Genomic DNA, 18,099 nt, shown 5'->3' on the forward strand with positions numbered 1-18,099 from the left:
GATCGCTATGGCTGAATATAGAAAGCATGATTCTCTTTGGTGATAATATCAATCGGCATAAAATGGGTTTTCTCTACCGGTACCTTCATCACGAGGTGCTGGTAGAGTGCCATAATACCACGATAGCCCTGTTCCTGCGGCTGTTGGCAAATAAGAAAATCAATGTGGCCCTGATCGAGGCGTGACACGTTCTCCCGGGTGAAGTCATAGCCAATAAGCAGGATATCTTTATCCATGCCCTTTTTCTCGAGGTAGCGGGAAACGGCGGCCACCCTCGAATTGGTGACGAAAATGGCGCGTACGTCTGCATGTTGCTGCAGTGCTTTCGAGAGTTCTTTTTCAACAGAGGCCTGATCGGTTTGACGGACATCTTTTTTTACAATAGGACGTTTGGTGTCTTTGAAATAAGCGCGCAGTCCTTCTTCCTTGCGTAGCAGGTGATGATGGTCTTCTATCTCGTGGGAGATATTGAGCACCAGCACGCGGGCATTGCGCGGAGTACAGTAGTGGATGAGCTGTCCTGCCTGGTAGCCGCTGCGGAACAGGTCGGGACCGATGTAACAAAGGCTTTCCTGTTGCGGGATATCAGAGTTGATAAAAACGTACGGAATATTGAGTTCCTTACAGGAACGGATAAACGCTACAGATTCTTCGATAAAGGAAGGGGCCAGCAGGATACCATCCACCGGATTTTTGAGTACCTGTTTGGCGACTTTTCCAAAAGACTTCCGGTCGTTAAGATCGAAGAAATAAGGTTCTACTTTGACGCCGAACGGTTTTATTTCTTCTTCTGCTTTCTGGATGCCGGCTACCGGAAGTGTCCAGAAATCAGTTTCCTGAGAGGACACTTTCGGCAGTACGGTCGCCAGTCGCAGCACATGGCGCGATGCCAGCCGTCTGGCCAGTATATTGGGCTGATAGTTCAGTTCCCGTATGATAGCTTCTATTTTACTTTTTGTTTTGGGGGAGACACCGGGCCTGTTATGGATAACCCTGTCCACGGTGGCGATGGCCACATTGGCCCTTCGGGCGATCTCCTTGACACCGAGGGGCTGTTCGGCCGCTTTTTTCTTCATATCGGTTGATGATTATAATTTCTCCAAATATACTACAATGCCGGATTACTGTTTTTTCGCCAGTGCCAGCGCCTGAGTGGTGGTGTAGTATTTGGCCAGCATATTGGGCACTTCCCAGTCCGGCATGTTATTTTGCCGCACATACTCCAGGAACTGCTGCATCACTTTACCGAAAAGGGCTTCGTGTTTTTTGGCCAGTGCTTCAGGGATGACAATTTCCCAGCCTTTGTCGTTGGCTTTCAGCGATAGTCCCGGATATTTTTGCGCCAGCGTGGCGATATGCGCAGCGACGGTTTTCGCATAGGCGGCATCGTGATGATGGGCTGACTCAATGTACAGCACCGGTTTGTACTGTTGTTCCGCTCCCTGGCGGATCACCAGCGATGCTTTGGTGCCCCGCAGCAGTGAATAGTGGGTGTCTCCGGTGCCTTCCGGCGCCTGGTAGTTCCAGGTAACGGATATATTGGCATGAACACCTTTGATGGTATAGTCAAAAGCACCGTTGGCGTACACCTGCAAGAGGCTGTCTTTATCGACATTTTTGGCCAGGTAATCAGGGAAACTGCTTTGCCCCGTGATATCCGCATATTGCCGCAAACTCATGGTGGTAGCCCAGCGGCGGGCGCTGTCTATCTGTATGTCGTGATGGAAGTCGATGATCTGTCCGGGGAAGCAGGTCCATTGCACGAGGTCCACCAGATGCGTGGTGACGTCCACAATGCCTTCTCCCTGCTGCGTTTCGTCCATATACCACGCGGGACGTACCATGGTTTTGCCTGCCACCAGTTTCTTAAAATGATGGACGCTGTTTTTCACGACGGCAGGATCGTTTACCGTGCCGGTTTCCAGTGTGCCGAAAACTTCCGGCAGCTGTGCCAGCTCCCGTTGCAGGGTGTTCCTGATTTCATACCGTTCGGTCATGATATCATAGAGCTGCACTTTTTGCTGTGCCGCTTCGCGGAAGGAAGCCTGGAGAGAGTCGAAGCCTGCAGCATCGATGGCCATGGGTTTATCTGCCAGTACATGCTGCCCGGCATTGACAGCGCGGCGGATGTAGGTGGCTTTGAGCCGGTTATTGCCGGCAATCACCACAATATTGCCAGCCGGTTGCTGTAGCATTTTTTCCAGATAGTCCGGGCCGGTATACACGTCTGTGGCCCAGTGCACGGGCGGGTCGGTTTGTTGGTTGAACCGCGCGATGCTGGCGAGATATTGTTTTACTTCGGGTCCTTCAGGCGCAAATACACGGATGGTGGAGTCTATGCCGGGGTACATCTGTTGTTGTACCAGTGAAGCATGGAAGTGCCCGGGATCTAAAGCGATCAGTTGCATAGATGATTGTTTTTGTCGGGTGGTGCCGCATGACAGCAAAGCTGCTGTCATGCCGGCAAATATAATCTTTTGCTTCATGGTGTCAGGGTTGTCTTTCTTGGGTGATGGCAGTAACGCCGATGCTGTCGGCATGGTTGCCCCAGCTGTTACGGATATACGTGGTGATGGCGGCGATCTCTTCGTCTTTCAGGAAATGGAAGGCGGGCATCTGTTCGCCATAGGCGCTGTTTTTGCTTTTGGTGTCGCCGGTACGGCCGCGCAGGATGGTCTGTACCAGCAGCGTGGCTTTGCCGGTGACGAGCGGATTACCGGCCAGGGGAGGGAAGGAAGCCGGTACCCCTTTGCCGTCGGGCTTGTGACAGGCTTCGCAGTAGTTCTTATACAGCGTGGCGCCGCTGGTGGCGGTAGCAGTAGCCAGCGCTGGTTGAGCGGTTTCCCGTGTAGCCGTGGCCGGTACTGACTGACCGGGCTTAAGCGCGGCGATGCGCAGGATACGGTCGTCATGTGGCAACGGAAAACCTTTGCCGGGGTTCCAGTCACGGTTGCTGGTAGCGACGTACACATCGCCTTCGGGAGAAACGCAGAGGTCACGCAGGCGGCCATACTTTCCGGTAAAGAGAATTTCTTCGGCCGTCACGGCGTCCTGTGCGTCATTCAGGTGTATTACATGCAGACTGGCCGCTTTGAGGGTGCCCAGCAACAGGCTGTTTTTCCATTCGGGTATTTTATCGGAATGGTAGTAGTCGATGCCGGCAGGCGCAATGGTAGGCGTCCAGGCTTTGAGTGGCGCGATGAACGGAAAAGAATCGGCATGGGCTTTTTCATCCGGCCGGTCTGCATATCCTTCGATGCGCGCCCAGCCATAGTAGCCGCCTTTCTCAATGCGGTTCAGCTCATCGTCGGTAGCGTCACCATGTTCGGAGGCGAAGAGCTGCCCCTTGTCGGTGAATACCAGTCCCTGTATGTTACGATGTCCTCTGGACCACATATAGTTGCCCGGATAAGGATTGTCTGCCGGCACGGTGCCGTCTATATTGAGGCGTAGCACTTTCCCGTTGAGCGATGCGGTGTCCGGCGCGTTCTGGTCACGGGCCGCATCACCGGTGGACAGCAGCACTTTCCCATCAGGGGAAATAGCGACTCTGGAACCATTATGGCCGGTATTGCCGGGAAGCTCCAGCAGTAGCAACGGGTCTTTCAAAGTATCGGCCGTATAGGTGTAGCGCACTAACCGCGATACGATGGAAGAGTCGTTGTTGAGATGCGTATAGTCTATAAACACATACGGTTTGTTTTTGTCAGGATGAATGGCCATGCCCAACAGGCCGAGCGTACGTTGACGATATACATCCGGAATCGTCAGCAACAGCTTTTTGACGCCGGTATGCGGATCTACTTTGCTGATGGTGCCGCTTTGTTCGGTGAACCAGATCTGGTTGTCAGGCCCCCAGACGATCTCCCAGGGCACATTGAGATCGGAGATGATGGTGCTGATGCCCAGCGTGGTTTTATCCAGTTGCAGCGTGCCCTCGACAGGCTGATTAAACGCAGTGGCCGGTTTCGGCCGCAGCAGCCAATAAGTGCCGGTGGCTACTATCGCGACAATCAAAATGAGAAGACCGGTACGTTTCATACGTGGTAACGGGTGGTTGGTTTAAGAAAAGAACAGGGTGATGGCATTGCTGACAGCCAGCAGTAACATGACAATCAATCCTACCGCCCCTGCGATGTTGGTAAATGTATTGTTTTTCATCTTACCCATAATAGCAGCATCATTCGCCACCAGGTACAGGGCGATACCGATGAAGGGTACAATGAAGATGGTGACAGCTTGCGCCAGCACAATCAGTTCCAGCGGCAGTTTACCGAAGGTGATGGCCACTCCTGCGCCGATGAGCATGATCACGGCAATGAATATACGTACCATACGGGAGCTGAGCTGCCCGCCATATCCTAGTGCGTCGCCCAGTAAAGTGCCGCCCAGCGCTGCGTTGCCGAGCAGAGAGGAAAAGGATGCGCCGAAAAGCCCGACGAGGAAAAGCGCCGAGGCCGCATTGCCAAACACCGGTTCCAGTGCAATGGCCATATCGGTGGCGGTGGTGATTTTAATGCCGGCAGGATGTAATACGGTGGCGGCGCAGATCATCACCGTAGCGCTCATAAAACCCAGTATCAGCATGCCGGGCAGGGTCTCCTTGCCGGTCTGCGCCACATCAGGGCGGATACGCTTCCGCTCCTGCACAAGATAGGATTGGTAGATAGCGCCGACGATCGAAAAACAGGAAGCCATAAACGCGATGATCAGTTTCCGGGAACCAGGCGCCACAGACGGCGCAAATCCGGATGCGATGCCTGCCACAGGCGGGTGGGAGAGTACCATGGTCACAATAAAGGCAAACAACATCATGATGATGAGTGCAATCATAATTTTCTCCAGCATTTTGTAAAAGGCACGGAAGAACAGGATGCTGATGCCGGCTACATTGCAGACGATGATCCAGATCGTTTTATTGGTATGGGTGGCTTCCGCCAGCGTAATACCGGCACCAATAGAGTTGCCCGCCTGAAAAGAGGCCGTGACCAGGAACACGCCCACGCCAATACCAATACGGGCAGGGCGTCCCCACTTGCGGCTGATAGTGCTTAGTAGTGATTCGTTGGTAGCGATGCCTACCCGCGCTGCCATGGTGGTGAAAATGATCATGAAGAAGATGGCCACCGCCACAATCCATAACAGGGAAAAGCCATAGCTGGCGCCCATGATGGAGGCGATGGTCACCTTGCTGGGACCGAATACCAGCGCGGCGGTAATCAACCCCGGTCCGAGGGATTGTAGCCACGTCTTGTATTGACTGCTTTTCGGTGTGCTGCCTTTTTCGGTAACAGGCGCTTTTTCCATTGTTGATCCGGTAGATGACATCAGGTTGATTTTTTATGATTTTCGGATGTGTTGACGATATTGGTCGTGAGAGTGCTGGAAGCCTCTGTAGTGCTGATTTTGGATTGATTCCGGTATTTTTCCGGGTACGTTACCGAAAGATAGATACATTCTTTGGGAAAGAAAAGAATTTTTTCATACAGGTATCAAAAAATGTAAGGAAAATGATACTTTTAACGCGTAACCCTTCAGTGAAGGCAGGAATAACACCAACTTGCCCGCTGATTTAAATCTGTTTTAAATGAAAAATGTACTGTACCTGTTGTTGTGTGTTTTAATGTTATCATGTCAGCAAAGCAATTTTGATTTGTCAACCCTGTCCTTACCAGCTGATACCAGTATGATCAGAAAGTATCAGTTGGAAAAAGAATTGGAAGTAAAAGAATGCGTTATATACCAGTCGAAGCAGCCGGACCTGCTGCAACTGTATGGCCAATCTTTTACCGGCACCATGGACCCGAAGAACGACGCGGGCTTTGGCTTCTCTAACTACGTTGCTCTTTTCCTGACACCGGAAAACAACAAAATGGGCGCTTATGCGCTTCATACAGAAACAAAAGACAAGACGGAACAGCTAAACAAGCTCGTGAATGAGAAAATGGGCAAAACAGACTATCACTACCGAAGCAAAGAGTTCACCCATCAGGCATGGCATAAAGATGGCTCCTACTATTTCCTCACCACCAATAGTTCGGTGGTCAATGCTGGCCAGAAAACCATCACCGGTGATTGGACCGTTATCAGTGAGCAAAGCCCTGTTTTCCTGGAGTGGTTTACTTCCGGCGCCGGTTTCTCCTATTATGGCGAGTATCTGAAAGAAAAGAAAAAGCCTGAACATCAGGGAAAAAATTATTCCTACAAAGATTTTATAGAAGAAGAAAAACAGAAAGGCTCCTTCATGGGTAGTACCTATTTTGAGGACTACGTGCAATAAAATGCGCGGGCTTAATGACAATCCGGGGCCATGCATGTGTTTTGTATTCTCATTCGTATTCCCGGTTCCCCGGGCTTACGCCCGGGGCTACCATGTTATTCAGGCATGTATTACCGAAAATCCTTTCTTATAGAAGGATTCCCGTTATCTGTAAATGATACAAAGCGCTGCTCCTCTCGGGAAAGCACGGTCCTACAACCCTTCATAGAAGGTTCTCTGTACCTGATACCTGAATAACATCTTAGCCCCGGGCAACAGTGTTATTCAGGCATGTATTACCGAAAATCCTTTCTTATAGAAAGCACGGTCCTACAACCCTTCATAGAAGGTTCTCTGTACCTGATACCTGAATAACATCTTAACCCCGGGCGTAAGCCCGGGGTAACAAAACGCAATCAATCCGCCGAAAACCAAACGTAATCATCTCCCGCAACAACACATCATCCATCGTCCATCTCCCGGAGCTCCACCCGATCCTTCTCCTGGAAATCAAATCCGGTCCATCTCTCATAACAACGCATCCGCTGTCCCCACTACCAAACGATGATCTCACCTGCCATCATCTCCCTGAAAAATCCCCCAAAAAATCTCGTGGTCATAAAAAAAACATTGTGTGTTCTCAAAAAAAGAACTATTTTTCGGGTACGTACCCGGAAAATGACATTTTATACTTCCGGCGGCGCAGCGATCAACTGAAATTTTCGATAACAGGCCAACTGTTAATACTATATAAGGACATTCATCAGCCCGTCCGGATCAATTAAAAAGCAACCGTAAAAATTCCAACATGAAAAGCAGTCGTCGCATTTTTATCCGTAATACCGCGTTGGCAGGCATAGGAACAGGGCTATTGGGGAGCCTCCGCCCACTCTATGGCAGGAGCCCGGTCCAACAAACGAACGGGATACGCATCGGCATCATCGGGCTGGACACCTCCCATGCGATCGCCTTTACCAAAAGTTTCAATAATCCGGTAACGGTTCCCGGACTGGAAGGCATGCGGGTAGTGGCAGCCTTTCCGCAAACAAGCCCGGACATCGAACTAAACAAAAAAAGACTGCCTGGCTATATAGAGCAGGTGAAAGCCATGGGCGTGGAAATCGTTGATTCCATGCAGATGCTGCTCGATAAGTCTGATGTGATACTGGTAGAGTCAAACGACGGCCGGCCACATCTGGCACAGGCCATGCCGGCCATCAGGGCGGGTAAAAAAGTGTTTATCGACAAACCACTGGCGGCATCGCTGGCAGACGGCATCGCTATCGTGAAAGCAGCGAAAAAATACAACGCATCGATCTTCTCTTCTTCTGCACTGCGTTTTATGGACAGCGTGAAACAGGTGAAGCAGGGCGCTGTTGGCAAAGTAACCGGCGCCGACACTTTCAGTCCGGCGGCACTGGAAAAAACACATCCCGATCTTTTCTGGTACGGCATCCACGGCGTGGAAACACTCTTCGCGGTAATGGGCGGCGGTTGCAAAACCGTGACCCGTTTTAATACGCCCGGCAGTGATGTGGTAGTAGGGCAGTGGGCAGATGACCGCATCGGTACTTTCAGAGGTACCCGCAACAGTCCGGATGATTTCGGCGGCCGTGTTTTTGGCGAAAAAGGAAACCTGGCGCTCGGCCCCTTCAAAGGCTACGAAGCATTACTGCAGGAGATCGCCACCTTTTTCCGCACCGGCGTGGCGCCGGTAAAACCGGAGGAAACGCTGGAGATACTGGCCTTTATGGAAGCTGCGGAAGAGAGCAAGCGCAAAGGCGGCAAAGCCATCGCACTACCGAATGTATCCAATATATAAACCTGTAATTCCAATACCAAAAATCTGATAACTTATGAAGGCGTCCCGTAGAGACTTCCTGAAGAAAACAACCAAAGGCACGGCCGCGATTATGCTGGGCAGCATGTTGCCCGGTATCAGCGCTGCCAGCTATGCCCGTATCATGGGTGCTAACGACAGAGTGAGGGTGGGCATGATGGGCGTGAATTCCCGTGGACTGGCGCTGGCCAATAACTATGCCCGTCAGCAGAACTGTGAGGTGGTATCGGTGTCCGATGTGGATACCCGTGCAGCAGCTAAATGTATCGACAGTGTGTTTAAGATCACCCAAAAGAAACCAAAGGACGTTCCGGATTTCCGGAAAGCGCTGGAAAATAAAAACATGGACGCCCTCGTAGTGGCCGCGCCGGACCACTGGCACGCGCCGGCGGCTATCCTCGCAGCGAAAGCAGGTAAACATGTATATCTCGAAAAGCCCTGCAGCCATAACCCGCATGAAGGAGAGCTGCTGGTAAAAGTGGCTGACAAATACAAGAGCGTTATCCAGATGGGTAACCAGCGCCGCTCCTGGCCTAATGTGGAAGCGGCTATCCGGGAAGTGCATCAGGGCACTATCGGCCGCGCGTATTTCGCCAAAGGCTGGTATACCAATAACCGCGAATCGATCGGTCGTGGAAAGGAAATAGCCGTGCCGCAATGGCTCAACTACGACCTGTGGCAGGGCCCTGCTCCCCGCCGCGCATTGAAAGATAACCTGATCCATTATAACTGGCACTGGTTCTGGAACTGGGGCACCGGCGAAGCATTGAACAACGGTACCCACATGATAGACCTGATGCGTTGGGGCCTTGGGGTGGATTATCCCAGTCGCGTTACCTCTGCGGGGGGCCGTTACCGTTACTCCGATGACTGGGAAACACCCGATACCCAGGTGATCACACTGGAATTTCCTAACAATACCAGCATGACCTGGGAAGGCCGCAGCTGCAACGGGCGCACCGTAGAAGGCAATTCGGTAGGCGTTATTTTCTACGGCGAAAAAGGGTCACTGGTAATTGACGGTAACGCCTATACGATTTATGATCTGGACAACAAAGTAGTCAAAGAAGTAAAGAACCAGGCGATCATTGATCCGCGGAACCTGATGAACCCTGCTGAAAGTCTCGATGCGCTGCATATTCAGAATTTCTTTGAAGGCATCCGCAACGGTGCAAAACTCAATGCGGATATCCTGGGCGGCTATCAAAGCACCTTGTTGTGCCAGCTGGGCAACATCTCGCTTCGTTCCGGCAATGCGCTGCATATCGATACCAGCAACGGTCACATCCTCAACGATGCTAAAGCGCAACAATACTGGCAACGCGAGTATGAGAAAGGATGGGAACCTACTTTATAATCAAATACAAATGACGAATGACGAATTACGAATGAAGCGTTCTCTAATAGAGAGATGCTGTTGGTAAACTCCTAATTCGTCATTTGTCATTCGCAATTCGTAATTTATGAAAAACGCTAACCGGGTAGATCCGGGGCAGCTGAGCCGAAGGGATACATTTATCTCCATTCTGATCATCGGGATGTTGTTTTTTATCTTCGGCTTTGTCACCTGGGTCAACGCTATTCTGATACCGTACTTTAAGATTGCCTGTGAGTTGACCAACTTCCAGTCTTATCTGGTGGCTTTCGCTTTTTATATTTCCTATTTTATCATGTCGGTCCCTTCTTCTTACCTGCTGAAAGCCGTCGGGTTTAAGAAAGGTATCATGATAGGATTCTGGACCATGGCGCTGGGAGCAGCGATCTTCATTCCGGCAGCGCTTACACGCACCTATGAGGTGTTTCTGCTGGGACTGTTCACCATCGGGCTGGGACTGGCAGTGTTGCAAACGGCTGCTAATCCGTATATCACTATTCTGGGGCCGAAAGAAAGCGCCGCGCAACGTATCAGCATCATGGGTATCTGCAACAAGGGGGCGGGTATTATAGCGCCGCTCATCTTTGCGGCCGTGATTTTGAAACCGACAGACAGCATGTTGTTCGCACAACTACAACATATGACGGGCGCTGTTAAAGAAGCTGCGCTGGATGAACTGATCAGGCGCGTCATTACACCGTATAGTATTGTGGCGGTCGTATTGTTTTCGTTAGGACTGCTGGTGCGTTACTCGCCGCTGCCCGATATAGATACCGAGAAAGAAGAAGGAGCGGTGGCGGCGGCCAATGCCGGTAAAAAGAACATCTTCGGTTTTCCGCACCTGATACTGGGCGCCATCGCTATTTTTCTGCATGTAGGCACCCAGGTGGTAGCCATTGATACGATTATCGGTTATGCTACTTCCATGCATATGCCACTAATGGAAGCTAAAACATTTCCCTCCTACACGTTGTTTGTGACCATCTGCGGCTATCTGCTGGGGATCGTCACCATACCGAAGTTACTCAGTCAGGTAAATGCCCTGCGTATCTGCACATTATTGGGCGCGCTGTTCACCATCGGGATTATTTATATGAAGGGAGAAGTAAGACTGTTAGGCCATACGGCCGATGTGTCGATCTGGTTTGTGGTGTTACTGGGATTTGCCAATTCGCTCGTGTGGGCCGGTATCTGGCCCCTGGCGCTGGATGGACTGGGGCGGTTCACTAAGCTGGGTGGTTCGCTGATGATCATGGGGCTAAGTGGTAATGCCATGTTGCCGCCTTTATATGGTTATTTCGCTGACCACTATGATGTGCGTCATGCTTACTGGGTACTATTCCCCTGTTACCTGTACCTGATATTTTACGCTTTCTACGGGCATAAGATCAGGCACTGGGCGCCTGTAGCGCGTTCATTGAAAGTACACCCTGAAAAAGAACTACATGGAACTGAAAAAGTATAAGATTGTCAACGGACATATTATCACACCTTACCGGATTATCCGCAACGGCACGCTGATCACGGAAGGCAGCCGTATCCTCGCTGTCAGTGACCGTGACCTGGAGATGCCGGATGCAACCGTCATGGACGCGAGGGGGCAATATGTATCGGCAGGTTTCGTGGACCTGCATGTGCATGGCGGTGGTGGCCACGACTTCATGGATGGCACCGTGGAAGCGTTTCTGCGCGTGGCGGAAAAACACCGCGAGTTTGGTACCACCTCCCTGGTGCCTACTACCCTGAGCAGTGATAAAGCCAGTTTGCTAAAAGCGATTGACGTATATGAGGCGGCACATAAGTTGAATACCGTGGGGGCGCGGTTTGCCGGCCTGCATCTGGAAGGGCCGTACGTAGCCATGAACCAGCGGGGGGCACAAGACCCGAAATACATCCGCAACCCGGATGCTGCGGAGTATATGGAAGTGCTGGCGTCGTCCAATGTGGTGACGCGCTGGAGCGCTGCGCCGGAATTACCGGGGGCATTACCTTTCGGCCGCTACCTGCGATCTAAAGGGATTCTCGCGGCGGCTGCCCATACCGATGCTGTTTACGAAGAAATGCTGGAGGCATACGAGAACGGCTATACGCATATCACCCATATGTATTCAGCCATGTCAGGCGTAACGCGGCGCAATGCCTTCCGTTATGCCGGCGCTATCGAAGCGGCGTACCTGATCGATGAAATGACGGTGGAAATCATTGCCGACGGCGTACATCTGCCAGCACCTTTGTTAAAGCTGGTGTACAAAATCAAAGGGCCAGGCAAAACAGCCCTCATCACCGATGCAATGCGCGCGGCCGGTATGGGGCCGGGAGAAAGTATCCTCGGTGGATTGGACAACGGTATCCGGGTGATCGTGGAAGATGGTGTGGCCAAACTGCCCGATCGCAGCTCTTTTGCCGGCAGCGTAGCAACCACCGATCAATTAGTACGCACCATGGTCAACCTGGCGGAGGTGCCACTGGTGGAGGCGGTGCGCATGGCCACGGCTACACCCGCTACTATCGCCGGTATTGCGGACCGTACAGGTTCGCTGGTAGAAGGGAAGGACGCGGATATCATCTTCTTTGACGAACAAATCAGGGTGAGCTCAGTCTTCATCGAAGGGGTGCTCGCAGGGGTCCACGCAGAGACGCTAAGTACAGCAAAGAATAAATAAGGTTATATAAGAACGCAATAAATAAACAAAAAGAGGAGCAAATGGCTCTGCGTTCTTAACAACTCCAGGTAAGCCCGCAGGGGTCCACGCAGAGACGCTAAGTACAGCAAAGAATATATAAGATTATATAAGAACGCAATAAATAAACAAAAAGAGGAGCAAATGGCTTTGCGTTCTTAACAACTCCAGGTAAGCCTTTGCTCACCTTTGCGTGACATGATTGATTTTTTTACAGATAAACTCCAGGTCCAGGTATACCCAACGCGCGCAGCCATGGGCGCTACTGCCGCTGAACAGGCCACTGCGGCCATTGTTCGTCTGCTGGCGGAGCAACCGGTGGTCAATATCATCTTCGCTGCCGCACCTTCGCAGCAGGAGTTCCTGGAGGCATTGGCTATACAGCCGGGTATCGACTGGCAACGGGTCAATGCTTTTCATATGGACGAATATGTGGGCCTGCCGGCCGATGCGCCACAGGGTTTTGGCAATTTTCTGCGGGAACGTATTTTCTCCAGGGTCCCGTTCCGTGAAGTGTTTTATCTCGATGGGCAGGCATCAGATCCGGCAGCTGAATGCCGGCGTTATGCCGCTTTGCTGGAACAATACCCGACCGACATCGTGAACATGGGCATCGGCGAAAACGCACACATCGCTTTCAACGATCCGCATGTGGCGGATTTTAGCGATCCGGTGCTGGTGAAGGTAGTAGACCTCGACGTGGCGTGCCGCCGGCAACAGGTGAATGACGGCTGTTTCGCAGCGATAGATGAGGTGCCACGTTATGCGCTTACGCTGACCATCCCCGCGTTGATGCGTGGGCGTTATCTCTTTTGCATGGTGCCCGGAGAAAAGAAAGCCACCGCGGTGCAGCATACCGTGCAGGATGTTATACAACCGGCCTATCCTTCATCCGTTTTGCGCACGCATGATGCGGCCGTCCTCTATCTCGACAGCGACAGCGCCGGGCAAATCGATCTATCATCTTTCAACATAAAACCATCCATGATATGACAGGTAACATACAGGCAACAGTAGCGGCGCTGCTGCAACCATCAGACGCGCTGGTAGCGGCCATGGCGGCGCTGGAAGGCGATATCCTCCTTCTTGGCGTAGGCGGTAAAATCGGTCCCAGCCTGGCAAAACTGGCCAAACAGGCCATCGATCAGTCCGGCGTGCCCCGTAGGGTGATCGGCGTGTCCCGGTTGACAGAACCGGGCTTAAAGGAACAACTGGAACAGGACGGTATCGAAACCATTGCCGCCGATCTGTTGAATGAAGACGACCTCGCCGCGCTGCCGGACGTAAAAAACGTGCTGTACCTCGCCGGTACCAAATTCGGCACCACCGGCAAGGAAGCCTTTACCTGGGCGATGAATGCCTATCTTCCCGGCAGGGTGGCGGAGAAATACCGTCACTCCCGCATCGTGGTGTATTCTACCGGTAACGTATATCCGCTGACGCCTGTGCTCGACGGTGGCGCCGACGAGTCCATGTCGCCCGCCCCGGTAGGGGAGTACGGCCAGTCATGCCTCGGCAGGGAAAGAGTATTTCAGCATTTCTCCAACAAATACAATACACCGGTGCTGGTATACCGGCTGAACTATGCCAACGACCTGCAATACGGTGTACTACTGGAAATAGCCAAATCGGTGCGCGATGAAAAACCGATCGACCTGCGCATGGGCCATGTGAACGTCATCTGGCAGGGTGATGCCAATGAAATGGCTTTGCGTGCCTTCGCTCATTGTGCTGCGCCTGCGAAACTGCTGAACATCACCGGGCCGGAAACAGCGCCGGTACGGTGGATCGCGAAAGAATTCGGTAAACTGCTCGGCAAAGAACCGATTCTCGTCAATGAAGAACAACCTACTGCTTTGCTGAGCAATGCAGCAGAGAGCTTCCGGCTGTTCGGTTACCCGAAAATTTCCCTGAAAGAAATGATCGGGCTCACGGCTGCCTGGCTACAGCAGGGGGGCCGCACTATCTCCAAGGCTACCCACTTCCAGGAAAGGAAAGGTCAGTTTTAATTTCCATCATCATCTACAATCCACCAATCATGATACCGGATTTATTATACAGCGGTACGGTTATCCCGGCGCACCCGCTGGCGCTGGGCCCCGACAGGCAGCTCGACGAACGCCGTCAGCGCCGGCTCACCCGTTATTATATCGCCAGCGGCGTAGGCGGTGTGGCGGTAGGCGTGCATACTACGCAGTTTGCCATCCGCGATCCCAAAATAGGACTATATGAAACCGTACTGCGACTGGCGGCGGAAGAAATAGATGCCGCGCAACTGGCACGTCCTTTTATCAAGGTGGCCGGCCTCTGTGGCCCTACGGCACAAGCGGCCGATGAAGCCAGGACGGCACTGAAATATGGTTACCATCTGGGTTTATTAAGTTTGGGCGGTTTAAACCATTTGTCGGAAGGGGAGCTGATAGCGCATGTGCGAACCGTATCGGAAATCATCCCCGTTTTTGGGTTCTACCTGCAGCCTTCTGTAGGCGGCCGTATCCTGAGTTACCGTTTCTGGGAGCAGCTGGTGGAGATCCCCGGTGTGAAAGCCATCAAAACGGCGCCGTTCAACCGCTACCAGACCCTCGATGTGGTGAGGGCGGTCTGCCACTCTTCCCGGTGTGATGATATCGCGTTGTATACGGGCAACGATGATAATATCGTGGCGGACCTGCTGACAGCGTATCGCTTTACTGTCAACGGCCGCGGGGTGACTAAACGATTTGCCGGCGGACTGCTGGGCCACTGGTCGGTTTGGACCAGTCGGGTGGTACCGCTCTTCGATCGCATAAAAAAGTGTATCATTGAGGATTATTCGGGCGCAGAACAATTGTTGACAGAAGGGATAGCAGTCACCGATATGAATGCGGCGCTGTTCGATCCTTCCAACGCTTTTCACGGCTCTATCGCCGGTATCCATGAGGTATTACGGCGACAGGGGCTCCTGGAGGGTATCTGGTGCCTGGATGAAGCTGAAACTTTATCCCCTGGTCAGCTGGAAGAAATTGACCGTGTGGCGGCCGCTTATCCGCAGCTGACAGACGACGATTTCGTGAAAGCTTTCCTCGAAAAGGAAAAAAATATCGTCAATGCTTAAAGAAAAAATCCGGCAGCTGGCCGGCCATATTCAGGAAGAAACGATCGCCAACCGGCGCTATCTGCATGCGCATCCGGAACTGTCCTACAGGGAGGTGAATACGGCTGCCTTTATTGCCGGCAAACTGAAGGACCTGGGCATCGCTTTTGAACCGATGGCCAACACCGGCCTGGTGGCCCTGTTGAAGGGCAACAAGCCGGGAAACGGCCAGGTGGTGGCGCTGCGTGCTGATATCGACGCGCTGCCCATCCGCGAACTCAATGAAGTGCCTTATAAATCCAAACATGATGGCGTGATGCATGCCTGCGGCCACGACGTACATACGTCGTCGTTACTGGGCACTGCCACTATCCTCAGCAGGATGAAGGATGATTTTGCGGGTACGGTGAAACTCATCTTTCAGCCGGCGGAAGAACTGATCCCTGGCGGCGCCAGCATGATGATCAAAGAAGGCGTGCTGGAGAACCCGCGTCCGCATCAGATATTGGGACAACATACCATGCCTGAACTGCCTGCCGGCAAAGTAGGTTTCAGAGGCGGCCGTTATATGGCCAGCAATGACGAGATTTTTATCACGGTAAAAGGCAAAGGGGGACATGGCGCTATGCCGCACCTGGGCATAGACCCGGTGGTGGTGGCATGTCATATCGTAATTGCCCTGCAGCAGATCGTGAGCCGCCGCGCAGACCCACAGCTGCCGTCGGTGCTCTCTTTCGGTAAGATGCTGGCCAATGGCGCTACGAATGTTATTCCGGATGAAGTGCGGCTGGAAGGTACTTTCCGCTCGCTCGATGAAAAATGGAGAAGAGAGGCACATGCCAAAATCAAGAGGATGGCCGTTTCCATCGCGGAAGGCATGGAGGCTGCCTGTGATATTGAAATACACCAGGGATACCCGGTGTTGATCAACAATGAAAAATTAACCGGCATTACCCGCACCTATGCGGAGGAATTCCTTGGTGCGGATAATGTGGTGGACCTGGATATCTGGATGGCGGCGGAAGATTTTGCCTATTACTCCCAACAGGCAGACGCCTGTTTTTACCGCCTCGGCGTGCGCAACGAGGCCCGCGGCATAGTGTCCGGCCTGCACACCGCCACTTTTGATGCGGATGAGCGGGCGCTGGAAACCGGCGCGGGCCTGATGGCTTACCTCGCCCTGAAAACACTGGGCAATTAAGAAATTATAACTGCCATGTTCCCGTGACGCCCGTTTCTTCCAGGAAGCGGGCGTCGTGCGATACCACGACCAACGTACCCTGGTACGCGGCGAATATCTGTGTCAGCATCTGAATATTGGTCAGGTCCAGGTTATTGGTCGGCTCGTCCAGAATGATCATGTCGGGCGACTGGCTCCTAAGCGTCATACAGCACAGCGCCAGCCGGAGTGTTTCCCCGCCGCTCAGGGCGCTGCACGACTTGTCCCAGTCATCCGGGCCAAAGAGAAACCGGACCAGCATGGTGTTGAGTTTCCCTTCATCCACTTTGATGTCATTATTGGCCGCCGCTTGTTGCCGCACCGTTTTACTGCGGTCAATACTACTATAGTCCTGGTCCAGCACAAGGCTGCTGAAGGGTGCTACGTATAGGCGTCCCTGTTGGGATGGTAGCTGGCCGGTAATCAATTTGATGAGCGTGGATTTACCGCTGCCGTTATTCCCGGCAATAGCCAGCCGGTCGCCGCTTTTGATGATAAAATCAAGAGGCTGCGGCCATAAGGGTGCTCCGTCGGCATAAGCATAATTGAGTGCTTCCGCCTGTACCAGTATTTTCCCTTTGTGGCCCGGAGGCGTGGCGAAATGGCCTTTCATGATACGTGCCACCTGATCGTTGGCGGAAGCTGCATCCAGCGTGGCTTGCAGGCCGGCTACTTTTTCTGCATGCACCTCCTGTGTGCGCGCAGTGGTCTTCGCAGCCTGGTCTCTGCGGCCATTCATCAGGATTTTGGGGATATTCCCTTCGGCGCGACTTTTATGCCCCCGCGAATTTTCACGCTGCTGCCTTTCAGCGGCCTGCTGTTGCGCTGCCCGCGCCTCTTTCAGCGACTTTTCGGCATGAGCGATCTGTTGTTGCAGTGCAGCGGTCTCTTCGTTTTTTTTCTTTTCATAGAAAGCATAATTGCCGCCATACACCTGCATACGGGCGTTGGACAGCTCCCAGATAGGGCTGCACAGCTCCAGCAGCTGGCGGTCGTGGCTCACCACCAGCAACGATTTGCTGTTGCGGGTCACCCAATCGTATAGCTGTGACCGTGCGGTTTTGTCGAGGTGATTGGTGGGCTCGTCCAGCAGAATGGCCGCAGGTGCGGTAAGATCGCTGCCGGCGAGGAAGGCCCTTGTCTTTTCACCTCCGCTGAGTTGCGAGAAAGGCGCTGTCAGCGGGATGTGGGCGATGTTCCAGCGGGCAAACAGTTGTTCGCAGCGCTCCATAATATCCCAGTCATCGCCGAGGGCGTCGAAATGGGCTTCCTGCGTGTCACCGGCCAGGATGGCCTGTAGCGCGTGGATGCGGGCATCGATGCCCAGTACCTGCGCAACGGTGCGATCGTTGAACTGCCCAAAATGTTGTGGTACATAGTACAATGGTGCACTCCGCACAATCGTTCCGCTTTGCGGCGCGAGCTCGCCTGCCAGTATTTTCAGCAGGGTGGACTTGCCGGCGCCGTTGTCGCCGGTAATGGCGGCATGTTCGTTCTTGTCCAGCGTGAAATGCAGGTCATCAAATAAAACCCTGTTGGGAGGCAGTTGGAAATGGAGGTGTTGTGCGGTCAGTAGCATGCGTTTCGTTTGTGATGTAAACAATGAGATTCCGGGCGGCAGTGTGTGCTACTTGTTTCATGGGTGTAAATTT

At 52.7% G+C, this 18,099-nt stretch carries 14 protein-coding genes; 9 read left to right on the plus strand and 5 right to left on the minus strand.

What is annotated here, in order from left to right; all coding sequences use genetic code 11:
* Positions 1–5 precede the first annotated feature (5 nt).
* The 4 genes from ICL55_RS23305 to ICL55_RS23320 are packed head-to-tail and all read right to left on the minus strand — an operon-like array spanning position 6 to position 5,328.
* Positions 6–1,076 carry a LacI family DNA-binding transcriptional regulator gene (locus ICL55_RS23305; protein ID WP_188101881.1) on the minus strand — a complete coding sequence of 357 codons (1,071 nt, stop codon included), beginning with the start codon at positions 1,074–1,076 and terminating at the stop codon, positions 6–8.
* A gap of 45 nt (positions 1,077–1,121) precedes the next feature.
* On the minus strand, positions 1,122–2,486 hold the full coding sequence (locus tag ICL55_RS23310; protein WP_188101882.1) for a putative oxidoreductase C-terminal domain-containing protein: 1,365 nt from the start codon (positions 2,484–2,486) through the stop codon (positions 1,122–1,124).
* Positions 2,487–2,490: 4 nt separating this feature from the next.
* Positions 2,491–4,041 (minus strand): PQQ-dependent sugar dehydrogenase, encoded by a 1,551-nt coding sequence (locus ICL55_RS23315; protein ID WP_188101883.1) that lies wholly within the window; start codon positions 4,039–4,041, stop codon positions 2,491–2,493.
* 21 nt (positions 4,042–4,062) lie between these two features.
* Positions 4,063–5,328, minus strand: coding sequence for an Nramp family divalent metal transporter (locus ICL55_RS23320; protein WP_246496494.1), 1,266 nt, complete (start codon positions 5,326–5,328; stop codon positions 4,063–4,065).
* Positions 5,329–5,686: 358 nt separating this feature from the next.
* On the opposite strand from ICL55_RS23320, the gene ICL55_RS23325 reads away from it, so the two are divergent.
* The 9 genes from ICL55_RS23325 (at position 5,687) to ICL55_RS23365 (ending at position 16,429) form a co-directional block, all read left to right on the plus strand.
* On the plus strand, positions 5,687–6,280 hold the full coding sequence (locus tag ICL55_RS23325; RefSeq protein WP_188101884.1) for a hypothetical protein: 594 nt from the start codon (positions 5,687–5,689) through the stop codon (positions 6,278–6,280).
* A 787-nt stretch (positions 6,281–7,067) separates the two neighbouring features.
* Entirely contained in the window at positions 7,068–8,081 is a 1,014-nt protein-coding gene (locus ICL55_RS23330) for a Gfo/Idh/MocA family protein (protein ID WP_188101885.1), read from the plus strand.
* A 34-nt stretch (positions 8,082–8,115) separates the two neighbouring features.
* Positions 8,116–9,456, plus strand: a complete 1,341-nt coding sequence (locus ICL55_RS23335) for a Gfo/Idh/MocA family oxidoreductase (RefSeq protein WP_188101886.1) — start codon at positions 8,116–8,118, stop codon at positions 9,454–9,456.
* 106 nt (positions 9,457–9,562) lie between these two features.
* Complete coding sequence (locus tag ICL55_RS23340) at positions 9,563–10,939, plus strand: sugar MFS transporter (protein WP_188101887.1); 1,377 nt, start codon at positions 9,563–9,565, stop codon at positions 10,937–10,939.
* Complete coding sequence (gene nagA / locus ICL55_RS23345; RefSeq protein WP_188101889.1) at positions 10,920–12,137, plus strand: N-acetylglucosamine-6-phosphate deacetylase; 1,218 nt, start codon at positions 10,920–10,922, stop codon at positions 12,135–12,137. The genes ICL55_RS23340 and nagA overlap by 20 nt, the downstream gene beginning before the upstream one ends.
* A gap of 216 nt (positions 12,138–12,353) precedes the next feature.
* Entirely contained in the window at positions 12,354–13,148 is a 795-nt protein-coding gene (locus tag ICL55_RS23350) for a glucosamine-6-phosphate deaminase (protein ID WP_223151557.1), read from the plus strand.
* Positions 13,145–14,164, plus strand: a complete 1,020-nt coding sequence (locus ICL55_RS23355; protein WP_188101892.1) for an NAD-dependent epimerase/dehydratase family protein — start codon at positions 13,145–13,147, stop codon at positions 14,162–14,164. Before ICL55_RS23350 ends, ICL55_RS23355 begins: the two co-directional genes overlap by 4 nt.
* Positions 14,165–14,193: 29 nt before the next feature.
* Positions 14,194–15,249: a dihydrodipicolinate synthase family protein gene (locus tag ICL55_RS23360; protein ID WP_188101894.1), complete on the plus strand. Its 1,056-nt coding sequence runs from the start codon at positions 14,194–14,196 to the stop codon at positions 15,247–15,249.
* Positions 15,242–16,429 (plus strand): M20 metallopeptidase family protein, encoded by a 1,188-nt coding sequence (locus ICL55_RS23365; protein WP_188101896.1) that lies wholly within the window; start codon positions 15,242–15,244, stop codon positions 16,427–16,429. Before ICL55_RS23360 ends, ICL55_RS23365 begins: the two co-directional genes overlap by 8 nt.
* A 4-nt stretch (positions 16,430–16,433) precedes the next feature.
* Here the strand turns inward: ICL55_RS23365 and ICL55_RS23370 are convergent, their stop codons facing one another.
* Complete coding sequence (locus tag ICL55_RS23370; protein ID WP_188101898.1) at positions 16,434–18,026, minus strand: ABC-F family ATP-binding cassette domain-containing protein; 1,593 nt, start codon at positions 18,024–18,026, stop codon at positions 16,434–16,436.
* Positions 18,027–18,099 lie beyond the last annotated feature (73 nt).

This window comes from Chitinophaga varians (assembly GCF_014529945.1).
In the GTDB taxonomy this organism is placed as follows: domain Bacteria; phylum Bacteroidota; class Bacteroidia; order Chitinophagales; family Chitinophagaceae; genus Chitinophaga; species Chitinophaga varians.

Coding starts and splice junctions, on each gene's coding strand:
- ICL55_RS23305 (WP_188101881.1), bottom strand. CDS start 1,076: ATGAAGAAAAAAGCGGCCGAACAGCCCCTCGGTGTCAAGGAGATCGCC.
- ICL55_RS23310 (WP_188101882.1), bottom strand. CDS start 2,486: ATGAAGCAAAAGATTATATTTGCCGGCATGACAGCAGCTTTGCTGTCA.
- ICL55_RS23315 (WP_188101883.1), bottom strand. CDS start 4,041: ATGAAACGTACCGGTCTTCTCATTTTGATTGTCGCGATAGTAGCCACC.
- ICL55_RS23320 (WP_246496494.1), bottom strand. CDS start 5,328: ATGTCATCTACCGGATCAACAATGGAAAAAGCGCCTGTTACCGAAAAA.
- ICL55_RS23325 (WP_188101884.1), top strand. CDS start 5,687: ATGATCAGAAAGTATCAGTTGGAAAAAGAATTGGAAGTAAAAGAATGC.
- ICL55_RS23330 (WP_188101885.1), top strand. CDS start 7,068: ATGAAAAGCAGTCGTCGCATTTTTATCCGTAATACCGCGTTGGCAGGC.
- ICL55_RS23335 (WP_188101886.1), top strand. CDS start 8,116: ATGAAGGCGTCCCGTAGAGACTTCCTGAAGAAAACAACCAAAGGCACG.
- ICL55_RS23340 (WP_188101887.1), top strand. CDS start 9,563: ATGAAAAACGCTAACCGGGTAGATCCGGGGCAGCTGAGCCGAAGGGAT.
- nagA (WP_188101889.1), top strand. CDS start 10,920: ATGGAACTGAAAAAGTATAAGATTGTCAACGGACATATTATCACACCT.
- ICL55_RS23350 (WP_223151557.1), top strand. CDS start 12,354: ATGATTGATTTTTTTACAGATAAACTCCAGGTCCAGGTATACCCAACG.
- ICL55_RS23355 (WP_188101892.1), top strand. CDS start 13,145: ATGACAGGTAACATACAGGCAACAGTAGCGGCGCTGCTGCAACCATCA.
- ICL55_RS23360 (WP_188101894.1), top strand. CDS start 14,194: ATGATACCGGATTTATTATACAGCGGTACGGTTATCCCGGCGCACCCG.
- ICL55_RS23365 (WP_188101896.1), top strand. CDS start 15,242: ATGCTTAAAGAAAAAATCCGGCAGCTGGCCGGCCATATTCAGGAAGAA.
- ICL55_RS23370 (WP_188101898.1), bottom strand. CDS start 18,026: ATGCTACTGACCGCACAACACCTCCATTTCCAACTGCCTCCCAACAGG.